Below are 14,591 nucleotides of genomic sequence, written 5' to 3'. Positions count from 1 at the left end.
CCCGTATCTGCGTGGTCTCAAGTATCGCATGGCTTGAAAAGCGCCCCTCCCCTATGCGCGTCCTTTCCTACTCTGCCCGCTTGAGCGGCAGGTTGGTCAGCAGGTTCTGCGGCTTCACCTTCACCCGATTGTCGGCCGTCATCGCCATTCCGAGCCAGACCGGCTTGCCCCGCATGGTCTCGATAACGGTGCCGCCATCCTCGAATTCGAGGCGGAAGAGCGCAACGATGCGGTCGAGATCGCCCGGCACCGTCGGCTTTTGCTCATAGAGCGCATTGAGAATGCGGCTTGCTTGCGCATCGAGCCCGGCATGCCAGCTCCAGCGCTCGTCGCGGATCGATTGCTGCGGCTGTATGCGCACCTCAACGGCGTGGAAATGCCGGATCCAGGCTTCCAGAACGCGGGCGAAGGCGTCGAGTGCCGGCTGGGTGAAGCGAAAATCGATTGCCGTATCGAAGCGGTCGGACCGCGCCCAATAGATCGACTTGTTGTCCTCATCGAGCACATCGAGCGCCACCTCGCGCATCGGCGTGCCCGTTTCCACCAGCAGCGCCCCCAGGCCGCCAAGCCCACCCGTTTGCGCGTGCATTTCAAGGATTTCGGTATCGGCCAGCATCAGCCGGCCGTCCTCGGTCGATACGCTTTGTTCGCGAAACAGCAATTCGGCCGCCCGCACCCTGATCGGGTCGGTGGCGCCGCGCAGGATGTTCTTCGCGATCAGGTGCACCATCTGATCGAGGATCATCGCCGGCAGCGGCGGCGCATCATCGCGGAAAAGTGCCCGGTAGGCGCCCTCGATCGTGCCGTGACGCAGCAGGAAATCGCGAAAGCCGAGGATGAAGCGGTAGTTGTCCGCCGCATCCGCATCGACGATGGCCGCGATCTCGTCGGGATCGACTTCGGCGCGCGGCTCCTCCATCAGCCTTTCGAACAGCGCATGCTCCATCGCACAGGATGTCTCCACGGGATGGATTTCCGGGCGCGTGTAATAGGCGCGCAGGTAATCGTCGCTGACCTCCAGCCAACCGTTCTCCGTCCGCTCGACCAGATGTCCCCCGGCGGACTTCCAGAAATCAGCCATTCGCGTCCTCCACCACGTCCCATACGCGCGCATGCTGGTCCTCGGCAGCATCGAAGGGCGTCACCACCCGGAACGCCTCGCGGATGCCGCCTTCCTCCTCGTAATCACGGGAAACGGCCAGCAGCACACCGGGCGACTGGCCCTGCGCCAGTTCGCATGCGAAGGCGATCTCCCCGCGCGCCACAGGCAGTGCCGCCGCCATGTCCGGCGCACCGTAGATCGCCACGAAATGAGCCGCCAGCGCCTCCACGAGTCCTTCCAGCTCGCTCTGTCCTATTTCCGTCACCTGAACCAGGCTTGAGCGTCCGAAGCTTTCCAGCGACAGGAAGCCGTTGGAGAAGGCCTGGCGGAGCTTTCCGGTGATCTCGGCCGGCTCCGTCTCGCAGAAGGCGAAGCCGCCCGGCACCGCCCATTCGCCCGGCTCCGCCGCACGCTCGAAAACCTGTATGTCGGAATGATCGAGGCGGATGGTACGCAGGAAACGCGGCATGTGGGATTTCCGTCGGTTTGGTCGGTTTGTCTGGAAGCAAGGGCACCGCGCGCTCCGTTCGGCACGCGGCGCCCTCATGGTCGCTGGCTTGACGCAGACACTACGCGATCGGCTGGAAAATTGAACGGGGTTTGCGCAAGGAAGGTGAAGCGCTTCTCCCCGGACGACGGTTTTTCCCTGTGCCTTTCGGTGTCAACCGACCTCTTCCATATCGTAGCGCGAGCGGTTTTCCCGGATTTCCGCGAAGCGTTCGTCCGCCCACAGAACCAGCGCGCCGAGCGGGCCGAGAACCGAGCGGCCGAGCGGTGTCAGCGCGTATTCCACGCTGGGCGGCTTGGTTGGAAAGACCGTGCGGCTCACCATGCCGTCGCGCTCCAGATTTCGAAGGGTCAGCGTCAGCATCCGCTTCGAGATATCGGGCACCTGGCGATGAAGTGCCGAAAACCGGCACGGCTCGCGCGACAGCCTGAGCAGGATCAGCGTCGACCACTTGTCGCCCAGCCGATCGAGAACGTTGCGTATCGGGCAGTTGTGAAAGCCCTGGTTGGACCGTGGATCTCCGTCCTCGCTCGCGGCTGCCGCCGTTTCCCAGATAGTCAGGAGCCCCGCCAGCGCTTCGACGGATCCGGTTTCGATGTTCTCGCTCATGTCGTCTCCTCGTGTTGCGGCACACGCGGCGCGTGCTGGATCACCCCGACAAAGCCGGGTGATGACGATGGAGGGAACGGGTCGCGGAGCCGGGCTCGCCCCCGGGCGCCCGGCCTTTGCGTCGGGTTCCACGCCTTTGCTTGTGCCTCCCCCTCCTCCGTCCCGCCCGTTCTCACGTCTCGCAGGTCACATTGTTGTTCCCTCGTACCGAAAAAGTGCCTCCTTCACATCGCCCGATGCGGTCTCTATTTTAGACCTCACCTCGAATATAGACCTTTTATTGGGACACGAACAATGACCACGTATCTCGTCACCGGCGCCAACGGCCAGCTTGGGCACCTTGCCGTCGAGGCTCTGCTGAAAACCGTTCCCGCCGCGAATGTCGCCGCGCTTGTCCGCAGTGCGGAAAAAGGCGCCGAGCTGAAAGCGCTGGGCGTTGATGTGCGCATCGGCGACTATGACAAGCCGGAAACGCTTGAGGCCGCGTTCAAGGGCATCGACCGGCTGTTGCTCGTCTCCTCGTCGCAGGTCGGCAAGCGCAAGGTGCAGCACGGCAATGCGATCGCGGCCGCCAAGCGCGCCGGGGTCGGGCTTGTCGCCTATACGAGCCTGCTTCACGCCGATGCCAAGCTGCTGAAAATCCTGTCGGATGAACACAACGCCACCGAAGCGGCGCTGGCGGGCTCCGGCATTCCCTATGTTTTGCTGAGAAATGGCTGGTACACGGAAAATCTCGTGCAATCGCTGCCCCATGCAATCGAGAGCGGGGTCTATGCCAGCGCCGCCGGCGATGGCCGGTTTGCGACCGCCACCCGCGCCGACTATGCGGCGGCGGCGGCGGCCGTGCTGACGGGCGCGGAGATCAAGCCGGGAACGATCTATGAACTGGCCGGCGACGAGGCCTTCACGCTGACCGATTTCGTGGCCGAAGCCGCGCGGCAGGCAGAAAAGCCGATCACCTACACGAGCCTGCCGGAGGCCGACTATCGCGCGGCGCTCGTCGCGGCGGGGCTGCCGGCACCGGTGGCCGACATGCTGGCCGATTCCGACACTGGGGCCGCCAATGGCGGGCTCTTCGACGACAGCCACACCCTGTCGAAGCTGATCGGCCGGCCGACGACGCCTTATGCCGAGACCATCGCTGCGGCGCTCAAGGCCTGAACTTCCGGTCATCCGCGGCGGATCCGGCCCAATTCGGGCCTCACCTCAGGCCGGGTCCGCGTCGTGGATCTCCAGCGCGATGGTGTCGTCCGCGCACTCCAGCAACAGCCGGCCGTGTTCGTCGAGACCACGAACCCGGCCGCGCAGGGCGGCGCCCTCGTGCGCGACCGTCACCTCGCCTTGGTCGCGCGTGCGCATGCGAAAAAGCCAGGCCTCGCCGACCCGCGCCAGACCGTCCTGCTGCCAGGTGTCGATCCAGGTCATGAGATGGCGGGCGAAGGCCGCGATCAGATCGGACGTCGCGATCTCGCCGCACCCCTCGTCGTAAAGCGTCGTGCGGTCGGGATCGAGGCCCGGCTCGCCCGCGCGCGGGGCCGGCCGGAGCGCGACCGTCAGGCCGATCACCATCCAGTCGGGCGCGCCATCCGCATCCAGGCTTTCGCAAAGCCTGAGGCCCGCCCCGCCGATCCCGCCGTCATTGGCGAAAAGGCTCGCGGGCCAGTCCCAGGTCAGCGCGACCTCCGGCGGCACCAGCGCCCCGATCGCATCGCCGGCTGCCACCATCGCCACAAGCAGCATCTCGCGGGCCCGTGACGGCGCGACCTCCGGCTCCAGGACCAGCGCCACATCCAGCCGGGCCGGATCATCCGACCAGACAAGATCGCCCGCACCGAACCGGCCGGCCTGCGCGCCCCGGCAGGCCTCGGCGAAGGGCACCTGCGAGGAGGCGACCTTGTGGCCGCTCATCAGCGGCGGCAGGTCGGGGGTGGAGGACGTCATGCCGGCGCGTCTTTCGCGCGAAGGCTCGCCCGGCGCCACCGCCCGGCGGATGGTTTTGGCGGCATCGGTTTCATGGTCGCATCCTGACCGGCATGACGGCGGGTGCCGCGACCCGGGGATAAACAAGGGTCGTGGCGCGGGGATAACCCCGCGCGGCGGGGGCGGACCGTCAAGCGCCGCCGACAACGCGCCGCATCAGGCCCCGCTTTCACGAGACATTTGCATTTTCGAGAACCGCGAACGAAATTCGAAAGATATTCGAAGCAAATGTTAATCGGCCGCAAAATGCGTATTTGAGGCGCACCGGAACCCGCCGCGCGTGGGCGCCGTTTCGCCGTCATCGCGCTCGTCTGCCTTCTCTTCATCCTTCTCCGGTCATCCTTCTCCGGGGCGTTTGCCCATGCCCGGATCGAGCCGGACGCTGTCGGCTTCGTTGCGGTAGACGGTGGCGGACGAGAAGTCCATCACCTCGGCCAGGATCACCCAGGCCCCCACGCCAATGACCGCGCAAAGCGCGACGCCTGTCAGAAACGCCTTCATTCCCGATCCCTCCCCTTTTCCCTGATCGTTCCACCCTTCGAGCGGTGGTCTCCACCCGCCGTCGCCGTCTTCAGGAAGGCGATCAGCGCATCGCGTTCCGCCGCGCTGCGGATGCGCTGCATCGGCATCTTGGAGCCCGGCGTCACCACATCCGGACCGTCGTCGAAAAGCCGGCCGATGGTCTTCTCGTTCCACACGATATCGGAGCCTTGCAGCGCTGGCGAATAGTGATAGCCCGCAAGCGACCCCGCCTTTCGGCCGAAGACCCGATAGAGCGTCGGCCCGGCGCGATTGCCGTCATCCGGCGTCAACGTGTGGCAGATACTGCATTTTCGCGCGAACTGAAGCGCGCCCGGGTCGCTGCCCCGCCCCTCGTCCTCAACCTGGAAGCGTCGCGGCACGGTCGTCTCCAGAGGCTCGAACGGCTTTCGCGGCGCGACCTGCCACAGCGATACGAAATCGTCGAGCCCGGCATAGAGCGCATCGCTGCCGTCACGCGAAAGCGCCAGCCCCCAGACCGGGCTGTAAGGGTTTTCGAATTCCTCCTCAAGCGCCCAGTCGCTTGTCGAAAAGACCCGGATGAGCCCATCGCCGTCGCCGCTCGCCGCCCGGTTGCCATCGGCCGAAAGGGCCAGCGCCAGCACGGGTCGCGCATGCCTCGGCAGCACCTTGGCAAGATCGGCGGCGGCCACGTCGATCACGCCCAGCGTCCCGTCGAGACCGCCAAACAGGAGACGGTCCGCCCCCACCGCCTTGAGGACGTTGACCGACCAGCCATTGTCGTAAACCTGCGCGATCAGCCGGCCTTCCGGCACCGACCACATGCGGATTGTGCCGTCATAGGAGGCGGTAAACAGGCGGGTGCCGTCGGGCGAGAAATCGACGGCGTTGACGTTGCCGCGATGCCCCTCGAGGACCGCGATTTCCTTCAAGGTTTCAAGATCGTAGAGCCGGGACGCATGGTCCCAGCCGGCGGAAGCCGCATAGTGCGCATCGCGCGAAACAGCAACACCGAGCACCTTGCGCCCATGCCCCGTGAAGCGGGCGAGCAAGCCGCCGGTCAGCAGGTCCCAGACGGCCAGCGAGCCGTCGTCGGAGACGGAAACGGCCCGATCCGGCCCGGCGAATGCCACGTCGTTGACCGCCGCTTCGTGGCCGATCAGGCGCCTTTCGACGATGGCTTCGTCCCCCTCGATCCGCCACAGGATGGCCGAATAGTCGAACGAACCGGTCAGCGCCCGGGTGCCATCCCTTGACAGCACCACCGATTTCACCGGTCCGCCATGACCCTTGAAATGCTGCGGCATGGCGTTGCCCGCTGCCGGAGCGAGCATCAGAAACACGGCAAGGGCGGCACGGCGAAACCGAGCGCGCGAAGGAGCAGACGCGCCCGGGGGAAGCAGACCAGCACCTTCGCGCGACCCAAACCGCTCCATGGCCTTTTCACAAATCCGCCCGCCCCCGCATTGCCTTCGCTCGGACCTTCATGCGGGCCCGCTCTCGCCCTTCACTCCGCCGGCTGCGCCTCCGCCCGGCCGGCTTCGCGCTCCTGCACTTCCTCCACCCACAGATTGTGGTGCTCTTTGGCCCAGTTGAGATCGACTTCGCCGGAGCCCATGGCATCGAACGCGCCTTCCATGCCAACCGACCCGATATAGATGTGGGCCAGGATCACGCAGGTCAGCAGCAGCGCCAGGATGGCATGCCAGCCTTGAGCGAGCTGCTGTTCGTGAATGGGCGCGAGGTTGGTCGGCAGGCTGGTGCCGAAGATCGCGTTCACCACCTCGAACGTGCCCGAAAACAGGTGCGTGGTGAAAGGAAACAGCAGCGCCCACCCCGACACCGCCACCGACACGCCGCCCACGATGACGGCCCAGAAGATGATCTTCTGCCCGGCGTTGAACTTGCGCGAATCCGGATGGACGTTCTTCGAAAACAGCCCGCCGGCCTTCAGGATCCAGGCGATGTCGATGCGGCTGGGAATGTTGTGAGAGACCCACATGACGAAGATCATCACCAGCCCGGCGATGAAGGCGAAGGCCAGGTAATTGTGCGCGTACTTGCCCCAGTGGGTGATCAGCGCGAAGGCATCCGCCCCGATGACGGGCTTCAGCACATACCGTCCATAGAGAAGGTTGAGGCCGGTCACAGCCAGCACGATGAACGAGACGCCGACCAGCCAGTGGCCGGTGCGCTCGATCCAGGAGAAGCGGGTGATGGTGACGCCGGCGGGGCCCTTTTCAATCATGATGCGCCCGCGCAGCGCAAAGAACAGCGCCAGGATGATGACGGTGCCGAGCAGCGCCCACGCGCCGTAGGTTGAAAGCGGCCCGTTGCGAAAGGCCCGCCAGTTGTCGCCCTGCGACTGAATGAGGAGCGCCGCCTTCTTGTCAGGAATGTTGACGGTTCCCGACACGCCACCGCGTACCGCGCGCCACAGATCGGCGTCCGACGCGGTGCCCAGAGCATCGCCCGGCACATGGCCGCCGGTCGGGCTCTGCTGGAGTTCCGGCGGGGTCTGGCGCTGCGCCTGCGCCGGACCCGCGAGGAGCCCGCCCGCCAGTGCCGCCCCGAAAACCGCAAGGGTCAGCAGCAACGCCCGCCCGATCCGCTGGAACCGGCCGCCCGCCTGCAGACGCAGCCCGCCGGCCTGTATCGCGGGTTCTCGCCGCCCGTGACGACCGCTGCCAAACGCGTGCCCCATCAGCCTTCTCCCTTCTGATGTCGCCGATCTCGTGAACCGACCCGAACGCCGCTGCGCGACACCCGTCGCAACAAACCGGCCGGGCCTTTCGTATCCCGTCATGCCTGTTCTGTACGTCTCACCCCGTCAGGCCTCACCCGAGCGGCGGCGATCCGGCTTTCAGAAATCCTGCTTGCGGCCGCGCAACTCCAACGCGCGGTCCTGCTCTGCGGTCAGCGGCGTATCCTTCTTGCCGCCGTATTGGCCCTGCTCATAGACAAGCGGGCGACCCTGCTCGTGCTCGCGGCACGAACCAAGCCCGACAACCAGCGCGACAAGCGCCAGCACCTTCAACATGTTCGAAAAACCAGCCGACACCGTTTCTCCCCTCACGCGTCGTCGTCATGTTCCGGTGGGCCCGAAAACCATGGCTCCGATTGGCCTCCGTCGGCCTCCTCCTGCCGCGCGGTCTCGCGCCTTCGTTCAAGATCCCGGCACTGCCTTGAAGTATACCGGTTCGCCCACCGCCTCTCCAAGATGGCATTCCTGCGCGATCCCTGCGGCCGAGGCGCACGAAACGCAGGAAAAGACAGGCCCGGGGTCCTTCGCGCTCCAAAGCTCCATCCGGACCACGGCGGACGGAGGGTATTGCAGAGACCCGTTTCGTCTCGTCCTCTTCGACCGCGTTCATCAGGCGGCACATCCTTCGAGACCGCCTTTTCAGGCTCCCTCAGGATGACGTATGGGATGAGCCCCGCAACGCCCCGCGCAAGCCTGCCCGCGAGGGCGTCAGTGCCGACCTCAAACCTCCCGCTCGTCATTGCCCGGCTTGGTCCAGGCAATCCGTCACCGAGTGCGACAGGACCGGAGAGGCCAATGAATCCCCCGGACTTCGCCGGGGGATGACGGTGGAGAGAGCCTTCAAGGCGGAAGACGGACGCTCCCGCCTTCAAGCCTTACAGCGTGCCGGCCTTCTTCTCGTAGGCCGTGCCCCAGCCCCAGGCGCCGGAACCGAAGCCGCGCGCGACCACGCGCTCGCGGTAGATCTCCGAAACCACGTTGCCGTCGCCCGCCAGAAGCGCCTTGGTGGAACACATCTCCGCGCACAGCGGCAGCTTGCCCTCCGCCAGACGGTTGCGGCCGTATTTCTGGAATTCGGCCGCCGAATTGTCGGCCTCCGGGCCGCCGCCGCAGAAGGTGCACTTGTCCATCTTGCCGCGCGAGCCGAAATTGCCCGCCTGCGGATACTGCGGCGCCCCGAAGGGACACGCATAGAAGCAGTAGCCGCAGCCGATGCACAGGTCCTTGGAGTGCAGCACCACACCTTCCTCGGTCTGATAGAAACAATCCACCGGGCACACCGCCATGCAGGGCGCATCCGAACAATGCATGCAGGCGACCGAGATCGAGCGCTCACCCGGCTTGCCGTCCTGGATCGTCACCACGCGACGCCGGTTGATGCCCCAGGGTACCTCGTTCTCGTTCTTGCAGGCCGTCACACAGGCGTTGCACTCGATGCAGCGTTCGGCGTCACACAGGAATTTCATCCGTGCCATGATCTCGTCTCCCCCTTACGCTGCCCGGATCCGGCAGATCGAAACCTTGTTTTCCTGAATGTTGGTGACCGAGTCGTAGCCGTAGGTGAGCGTGATGTTGCCAGACTCGCCCACGACATAAGGCCCGGTTCCCTGCGGCAGCTTGGCGGCGATGTCCTCGCCCTCGAAGCGGCCATAGAAGTGGTACGGAATCCAGATGTTGCCCGGCGCCACCGCCTCCGTGACCCGCGCCATCACCTTGATCGAACCGCCTTCCGGGCTCTCCAGCATCATCATGTCGCCGTTCTGTACGTTGGCGTTGTTGGCGTCGCGCGGATTGACCTGGGCGAACATGTCCTGCTGGAGCTCGGCAAGCCACGGATTGGCGAAGGACTTGGCACCGCCGCCCTCCATTTCCACCAGACAGCCCGACGAGAGCACCAGCGGAAACTCCCTGGAGTGATCCTGGTTCTGGATCGAGGCATACTTGACCGGCAGGCGGAAACGGCGCGTGTCGGGATAGGTCGGATAGTCGGCGACCAGATCGCGCCGCGGCGTATAGAGCGGCTCGCGATGGATCGGGATCGGGTCCGGGAACGTCCACACCACGCAGCGCGCCTTGGCGTTGCCGTAGGGGGCACAGCCGTGCTTGATGGCGACGCGCTGGATGCCGCCGGACAGATCCGTCTTCCAGTTCACCCCGCCGACCTTCGTATCGTAATCTGACGGCCGCTCCCCCTGTTCGGACGCCTCGCCGACCTCCTCCTTGCCGGGTTCGGCGTCGTGCATGCCGGCGACCCATTCGATCATCCGGCGCTCGTAGGAGGTCAGATCCCTGTCCCAGCCGAGCTTGATCAGCATCGCCATGGTGAATTCGGGATAGCCGTCACGGATTTCCGAGCCGACAGTATAGGAGACACCCTCCTCGTCGCCCTCGGCCAGTATATTGGCCCCGCCCCAGTCCTGAGGTGCATTCACGCCGTAGCGCGCGCGGAAGGGCAGACCGCCCTCGGCCACCGGCTTTGAGGGGTCGTAGAGGTTGGGCGAGCCGGGATGCTTCATTTCCGGCGTGCCCCAGACCGGCCATGGCAGGCCGTAATATTCGCCGTCGAGCGGGCCGCCATTGGCCCTCAGCGTCGTCTTGTCGAAGGTATGCGCATATTTCATGTGCTCCTTCAGACGCTCCGGCGAGGCGCCGGTGTAGCCGATGGTCCAGAAGCCGCGATTGATCTCGCGCGTGATGTCCTCGATCAGCGGCTCCTCGCCATTCACCGCGATGTTCTTGAACATCTCGTCCGCGAAGCCGAACTTCTTCGCAAACAGGTGCATGATCGTGTGGTCGGGCCTGGATTCGAACAGCGGCTCGACCACCTTCTCGCGCCACTGGATGGAGCGGTTCGACGCCGTCACCGCGCCGTAGGTCTCGAACTGAGAGGCGGCGGGCAAGAGATAGGTGCCGTTCTTGCGCTCGCCCATCAGGGCGGAGGCCGGCACGTAAGGGTCGACGATTACAAGCAGATCGAGCTTGGTGAAGGCGTCCTGCTGGGCGGGAAGCCGGGTCAGCGAATTGACCGAGTGGCCCCAGAACACCATGGCACGCAGGTTGTCGGGTTGGTCGATCTCGTCCTTCGACATGTTGACCAGTTCGTACCAGCGCGAGATCGGCGTGCCGGCGGCCTCCATCAGTTCCCTGGAGGCGAAGCGGCCGGCGAGATAATCATAGCTGACGCCCCACACCCGTGCCCAGTGTTTCCAGGCGCCTTCGGTCAACCCGTAATAGGCCGGCAGTGTATCGCACAGGACGCCCATGTCGGTGCAGCCCTGCACGTTGTCGTGGCCGCGGAAGATGTTGGTGCCGCCGCCCGACTTGCCGATATTGCCGAGCGCGAGCTGCAGGATCGGCATGGCGCGGGTGTTGTTGTTGCCGATCGTGTGCTGGGTCATGCCCAGCGTCCAGGTCAGGCACACGGGCTTGGACTGCGCCAGCGTGCGCGCCACCCGGCGCAACTGCGAGCCCGGCACGCCGGAAACGCGCTCGACCTCCTCCGGCGTCCACTTGGCGATTTCCTTGCGCACGTCATCGAGACCCCAGACGCGGGCGCGGATGAATTCCTTGTCCTCCCAGCCGTTTTCGAAGATGTGCCAGAGGATGCCCCAGATCACCGGAATGTCGGTGCCCGGGCGCGGCTGAACATGTTCGGTCGCGTGCGCGGCGGTGCGGGTGAAGCGCGGGTCCACCACAATGAAGGGCGCGTTGTTGCGCTCCTTCGCCCGCAGAATATGCATCATGGAGACCGGGTGCGCCTCGGCCGGATTGCCGCCGAAGGTAATGATGCCCCGCGAATTGTGCATGTCGTTGAAGGAGTTGGTCATCGCGCCGTAGCCCCAGGTATTGGCGACGCCGGCGACGGTGGAGGAATGGCAGATACGGGCCTGGTGATCGACGTTGTTCGATCCCCAGAAGGCCGCGAACTTGCGGTAGAGATAGCCCTGCTCGTTGGAAACCTTGGCCGAGCCCAGCCAGTAGACGCTGTCGGGGCCGCTCTCCTGACGGATCTTCAGCATCTCGTCGCCGATCTCGTTGATGGCGTCGTCCCAGGAAATCGCCTGCCACTTGCCGTCGACGAGCTTCATCGGTTGCTTCAGGCGACGCTCGCCGATGGTTTCGTCGCGGATCGCTGCGCCCTTGGCGCAGTGGGCGCCGATGTTGATCGGGCTGTCGAAGGCCGGCTCCTGGCCGATCCAGACCCCGCCCTTGACCTCCGCCTTCACCGTGCAGCCGACCGCGCAGAAGGTGCAGACCGAGGTCTTCATCTCCACCGCGCCGGAGGAATTTTCCGACGCGGCCTGCGCCTTGCGGACGTGGGAAAACGGCAGGCCGGCGAGGCCGAGCCCGGTCGCCGCAAGGCCTGAACGCTTGAGGAACGAGCGCCGGTCGATGGCGGCGCCCGCCACATCGCTGAGAAGCCGCGTCATGCGGCCCGGCGTGCCGTTTCTGCCTTGGCCGGCACGGTCTGCGCCTTGTTCGGATTTCTTCCTGAGCATCGTTCCCACCCCTTGGCTTGAGGCTCCGGATGCGTTCGCGGCCCCTCCTGGCCAATTTTCAGCGAACCGCACGGATACCTTGACTTGAGGACACCAATCGACTCGAGGACGCCCATCGCGATGTGAAAACAAAAGGGCGTCCGTCTGAATGCGTGGTTTTGGCCCTCGTACCGGCGGATCCGCCACTCGGGCCGTGGCTGCGCGAAAAACGCGGCGCGCCATCTGGTCAGTTCGTCAGTTCATCTGTTCATCAAGAAACGGGGCACGTTCGCCGAAAAGCTCCCTGTTCAGGTCGAGAAACTCCCCCTTCAGCAAGAAGCCGCCCCTTGTCTCAAAAACCGGCGGCACTTACCGGAATGGGCAGGCGCCACGGAAATGGAAGACGCGTCCGGACCGCCTGTCCCGATCCACGGCCCGACCCGATCCGTCCACCCCGCATCTCTCCCTTCGCGTGGCCGGGCTACATCCGTGCCGAATCGTAATAGGCGCGGATATGCGCGCTTTCGCTGTAGCCGCCGGCTGGTGTGGCAGCATCCGCCTCGGCCGCCGCCGCACCGCTATCGGCGACGAACGCAACGGCGGCCGCGCCGCCGCCCAAGGTCGCAAACTTGAGGAAACTTCGTCTGTCGACGCTTTCGCGCCGTTGCTGGTCAGCCATATCCTGAAATCCTCTCCTCGCCCTCGATCGGCGGTACGGATGCAAGGGAGCGCCCTGCTTCCTCCACCTCGAAAACGGAGCGTCCCGACGCCCCTCCCGAACCCCCCGCCCCAGCAGGCCCGGCTGCCGGCGGCTCCCACGCTCCGGCACTCCGCCCCCCGGAATATCCGGCCCCAGAAACACGGCTTGGACGTCTCGGCACCACCCTGCCAGAACAACACGACAACGCACCCGTTGCCGCCAGCCCTCTCGCGAATCAAAATCACATCACACAGTCGACAGAAAAAATATTGTGCATCGCAACAATATTAAAATCTATGTTACTTCATGTCCCTTACGTCACATTATTCTTTTATGAGAAAAATACGCATGTTTTTGCATGTTTAATCTATCATGTTATTTTCGTTCTGACCAGCGTCCGGATGCGACCATGCGGAAACCTTCCGCCTCCAGATTGAAGAACGTGCGCCCCAGGCCGGCCACTGCGCGGTAGAAGCGGTCAGCTTCCTCCGCCTCTTCCAGATCGTCGAAAAACCGATCGCACCAGGAAAGGAGGTAGCGCTCGAAAAAGCTCTTCTGTGCAGCGATCGGCGCGCGCTCGCCGAAGCTGCCGAGGATGAGTCCGGCCATGACCTCGCACAGCGTGGCCAGATGATCCTCCGGCTCGCTCGCCCCTTCAAAAGCCGCGATGCCCAGATCTGTGAGATCGGCTCGCAGATCCGCCAGCGTGTGACCGAACAGATGGCCGTCGCGATAATAGGAGGCGTAGGGCATCAGCCGGGGCGATGGCGCGCCGATGAAGAGGATCGAATAGTCGGCAGCGATGCCGGAGCGTCCTGCATCGCGCGCACATTCCCCGAGCCTGGCGAGGGAGCGGCCGAGGGCGGTGTCGTCCGGGTCGGCGTTTCCCAGCGTGGCGACGAGATCGCCCGGGAGGGGACCGGCGAAAAGCAGGGACAGAAGACGATAGCTTTCTGCCCGGCCGATCTCCTCCGCCGGCAGGTCGGCTTCGAGGGCGAGAGCCCCCGCCCCTGGATTACGGACATGAACGCTGCGCGCACTCTCAGCCATCGGCCTCTCCATCGGCTTGCGGCGGGGGTTCGCGCTCGATTTGCGAAAGCCGCCCGTTTTCCGCCATGTGTGGTTCAACATCGGCGATCGCACGCGGTTCGCGATCCGGGGTGTTGCTGAGCACCTCTTCAGCCTTGCGGCCGGAGGCGGCCGGCTTGCCGCGCCTTTCGAATTCGGCCTTGCGGCGTGCCTCCGTCTCCTTCGCACGCAAGTCGGAGACGGTAAGCCGTTTGGCGCCACGGGCGAGATCGTCGGCCGACTGGGCCGCTATGTCCCAGACTTCCTTGATCGTGTAATCGGTGTCGTAGTCGTTGAGACCGTCGAGATTGGCGAGCACCGGATCGGAGCGCCACAGCTTGCGCATGGCGAGCTTGTGCAGATGCGCCGGCACGTTTCGCTGAAGAAAGACGGTGAAATCGGAGCGAGCCGTCAAACTGTCGATAGCGGGAAGATCGTCTTCGCCGAGCATGCGGACCGGCACGCGCGCCGCATCGTCATCGCTCTCGCAATCGTGAACCGACCCGGCATTTTCCACCACCCCGGCGGCAGATCCGGCGTCTTGCACCTCGATCCCGCATGACGGGAGCACGTCCGCAGGCGTAACGTCGCCCGCAGCCTCCTGCACACCACCTCGCCCGGCGCTTCTTCCGGCGTCTCTCCCGGTGTCTTTCCCTGCGTCTCGCGCAACCTCGCGTTCGGTCTCACCGGCATGCTCACGAACGGTCTTTTCGCCGCGTTTCAGCCGGGACCAGCGCGAGAGAACGCCCTCTCCCTCGACGCTCATCGCATTCCCTTCGGTCGTCGGCGCGCTCTTTTAACGTGTTTTCGTGCGCGCTCTCCCTAGACGGAGCACAGTGTGCAGTCATTTGCAGGTTGCCGCAAGGGCAATTGGGTACAGG

14 protein-coding genes are annotated in these 14,591 nt (G+C 64.9%); 1 reads left to right on the top strand and 13 read right to left on the bottom strand.

Annotated features, from left to right (window positions below; all coding sequences use genetic code 11):
- Positions 1-67 precede the first annotated feature (67 nt).
- The 3 genes from C8N35_RS10685 to C8N35_RS10675 form a co-directional block, all read right to left on the bottom strand.
- The gene (locus tag C8N35_RS10685; protein WP_107989690.1) at positions 68-1,081 is read right to left on the bottom strand and encodes a DUF6352 family protein; all 1,014 of its coding nucleotides are present in this window, start codon (positions 1,079-1,081) and stop codon (positions 68-70) included.
- Positions 1,074-1,571, bottom strand: coding sequence for a DUF6505 family protein (locus C8N35_RS10680; RefSeq protein WP_107989689.1), 498 nt, complete (start codon positions 1,569-1,571; stop codon positions 1,074-1,076). The genes C8N35_RS10685 and C8N35_RS10680 overlap by 8 nt, the downstream gene beginning before the upstream one ends.
- A 192-nt stretch (positions 1,572-1,763) precedes the next feature.
- A complete protein-coding gene (locus tag C8N35_RS10675; RefSeq protein ID WP_107989688.1) occupies positions 1,764-2,219 on the bottom strand; it encodes a winged helix-turn-helix transcriptional regulator in 456 nt (151 codons plus the stop codon).
- A gap of 294 nt (positions 2,220-2,513) precedes the next feature.
- On the opposite strand from C8N35_RS10675, the gene C8N35_RS10670 reads away from it, so the two are divergent.
- Positions 2,514-3,380, top strand: coding sequence for an SDR family oxidoreductase (locus C8N35_RS10670; RefSeq protein WP_107989687.1), 867 nt, complete (start codon positions 2,514-2,516; stop codon positions 3,378-3,380).
- A 45-nt stretch (positions 3,381-3,425) separates the two neighbouring features.
- Here the strand turns inward: C8N35_RS10670 and C8N35_RS10665 are convergent, their stop codons facing one another.
- The 10 genes from C8N35_RS10665 to C8N35_RS10630 form a co-directional block, all read right to left on the bottom strand.
- On the bottom strand, positions 3,426-4,160 hold the full coding sequence (locus C8N35_RS10665) for a biotin/lipoate--protein ligase family protein (protein WP_146177378.1): 735 nt from the start codon (positions 4,158-4,160) through the stop codon (positions 3,426-3,428).
- A gap of 375 nt (positions 4,161-4,535) precedes the next feature.
- Positions 4,536-4,700 carry a hypothetical protein gene (locus C8N35_RS23855; RefSeq protein WP_170122073.1) on the bottom strand — a complete coding sequence of 55 codons (165 nt, stop codon included), beginning with the start codon at positions 4,698-4,700 and terminating at the stop codon, positions 4,536-4,538.
- Positions 4,697-6,034 (bottom strand): c-type cytochrome, encoded by a 1,338-nt coding sequence (locus tag C8N35_RS10660; RefSeq protein ID WP_170122072.1) that lies wholly within the window; start codon positions 6,032-6,034, stop codon positions 4,697-4,699. The genes C8N35_RS23855 and C8N35_RS10660 overlap by 4 nt, the downstream gene beginning before the upstream one ends.
- 173 nt (positions 6,035-6,207) lie before the next feature.
- Positions 6,208-7,404, bottom strand: a complete 1,197-nt coding sequence (locus C8N35_RS10655; protein WP_107989684.1) for a formate dehydrogenase subunit gamma — start codon at positions 7,402-7,404, stop codon at positions 6,208-6,210.
- Positions 7,405-7,563: 159 nt separating this feature from the next.
- Positions 7,564-7,761 carry a hypothetical protein gene (locus C8N35_RS23635; protein WP_146177377.1) on the bottom strand — a complete coding sequence of 66 codons (198 nt, stop codon included), beginning with the start codon at positions 7,759-7,761 and terminating at the stop codon, positions 7,564-7,566.
- Between the two features lie 578 nt (positions 7,762-8,339).
- Positions 8,340-8,939 carry a formate dehydrogenase FDH3 subunit beta gene (fdh3B, locus tag C8N35_RS10650; RefSeq protein WP_107989679.1) on the bottom strand — a complete coding sequence of 200 codons (600 nt, stop codon included), beginning with the start codon at positions 8,937-8,939 and terminating at the stop codon, positions 8,340-8,342.
- 15 nt (positions 8,940-8,954) lie between these two features.
- On the bottom strand, positions 8,955-11,963 hold the full coding sequence (locus C8N35_RS10645; protein ID WP_107989683.1) for a molybdopterin-dependent oxidoreductase: 3,009 nt from the start codon (positions 11,961-11,963) through the stop codon (positions 8,955-8,957).
- Between the two features lie 460 nt (positions 11,964-12,423).
- Positions 12,424-12,621: a formate dehydrogenase gene (locus C8N35_RS10640; RefSeq protein ID WP_107989682.1), complete on the bottom strand. Its 198-nt coding sequence runs from the start codon at positions 12,619-12,621 to the stop codon at positions 12,424-12,426.
- 396 nt (positions 12,622-13,017) lie between these two features.
- Positions 13,018-13,692, bottom strand: coding sequence for a TorD/DmsD family molecular chaperone (locus tag C8N35_RS10635; protein WP_107989681.1), 675 nt, complete (start codon positions 13,690-13,692; stop codon positions 13,018-13,020).
- On the bottom strand, positions 13,685-14,476 hold the full coding sequence (locus tag C8N35_RS10630) for a DUF3306 domain-containing protein (protein ID WP_107989680.1): 792 nt from the start codon (positions 14,474-14,476) through the stop codon (positions 13,685-13,687). The genes C8N35_RS10635 and C8N35_RS10630 overlap by 8 nt, the downstream gene beginning before the upstream one ends.
- Positions 14,477-14,591 lie beyond the last annotated feature (115 nt).

The sequence above is a fragment of the Breoghania corrubedonensis genome (assembly GCF_003053845.1).
GTDB lineage: Bacteria > Pseudomonadota > Alphaproteobacteria > Rhizobiales > Stappiaceae > Breoghania > Breoghania corrubedonensis.
This window is presented reverse-complemented; position numbering and strand designations above follow the sequence as displayed.

Excerpts from the sequence above, each read along its gene's own strand:
- C8N35_RS10630 (WP_107989680.1), bottom strand. The coding sequence starts at position 14,476 with ATGAGCGTCGAGGGAGAGGGCGTTCTCTCGCGCTGGTCCCGGCTGAAA.
- C8N35_RS10635 (WP_107989681.1), bottom strand. The coding sequence starts at position 13,692 with ATGGCTGAGAGTGCGCGCAGCGTTCATGTCCGTAATCCAGGGGCGGGG.
- fdh3B (WP_107989679.1), bottom strand. The coding sequence starts at position 8,939 with ATGGCACGGATGAAATTCCTGTGTGACGCCGAACGCTGCATCGAGTGC.
- C8N35_RS10670 (WP_107989687.1), top strand. The coding sequence starts at position 2,514 with ATGACCACGTATCTCGTCACCGGCGCCAACGGCCAGCTTGGGCACCTT.
- C8N35_RS10665 (WP_146177378.1), bottom strand. The coding sequence starts at position 4,160 with ATGACGTCCTCCACCCCCGACCTGCCGCCGCTGATGAGCGGCCACAAG.
- C8N35_RS23855 (WP_170122073.1), bottom strand. The coding sequence starts at position 4,700 with ATGAAGGCGTTTCTGACAGGCGTCGCGCTTTGCGCGGTCATTGGCGTG.
- C8N35_RS10660 (WP_170122072.1), bottom strand. The coding sequence starts at position 6,034 with ATGCTCGCTCCGGCAGCGGGCAACGCCATGCCGCAGCATTTCAAGGGT.
- C8N35_RS10655 (WP_107989684.1), bottom strand. The coding sequence starts at position 7,404 with ATGGGGCACGCGTTTGGCAGCGGTCGTCACGGGCGGCGAGAACCCGCG.
- C8N35_RS10680 (WP_107989689.1), bottom strand. The coding sequence starts at position 1,571 with ATGCCGCGTTTCCTGCGTACCATCCGCCTCGATCATTCCGACATACAG.
- C8N35_RS10645 (WP_107989683.1), bottom strand. The coding sequence starts at position 11,963 with ATGCTCAGGAAGAAATCCGAACAAGGCGCAGACCGTGCCGGCCAAGGC.
- C8N35_RS10685 (WP_107989690.1), bottom strand. The coding sequence starts at position 1,081 with ATGGCTGATTTCTGGAAGTCCGCCGGGGGACATCTGGTCGAGCGGACG.
- C8N35_RS10675 (WP_107989688.1), bottom strand. The coding sequence starts at position 2,219 with ATGAGCGAGAACATCGAAACCGGATCCGTCGAAGCGCTGGCGGGGCTC.
- C8N35_RS10640 (WP_107989682.1), bottom strand. The coding sequence starts at position 12,621 with ATGGCTGACCAGCAACGGCGCGAAAGCGTCGACAGACGAAGTTTCCTC.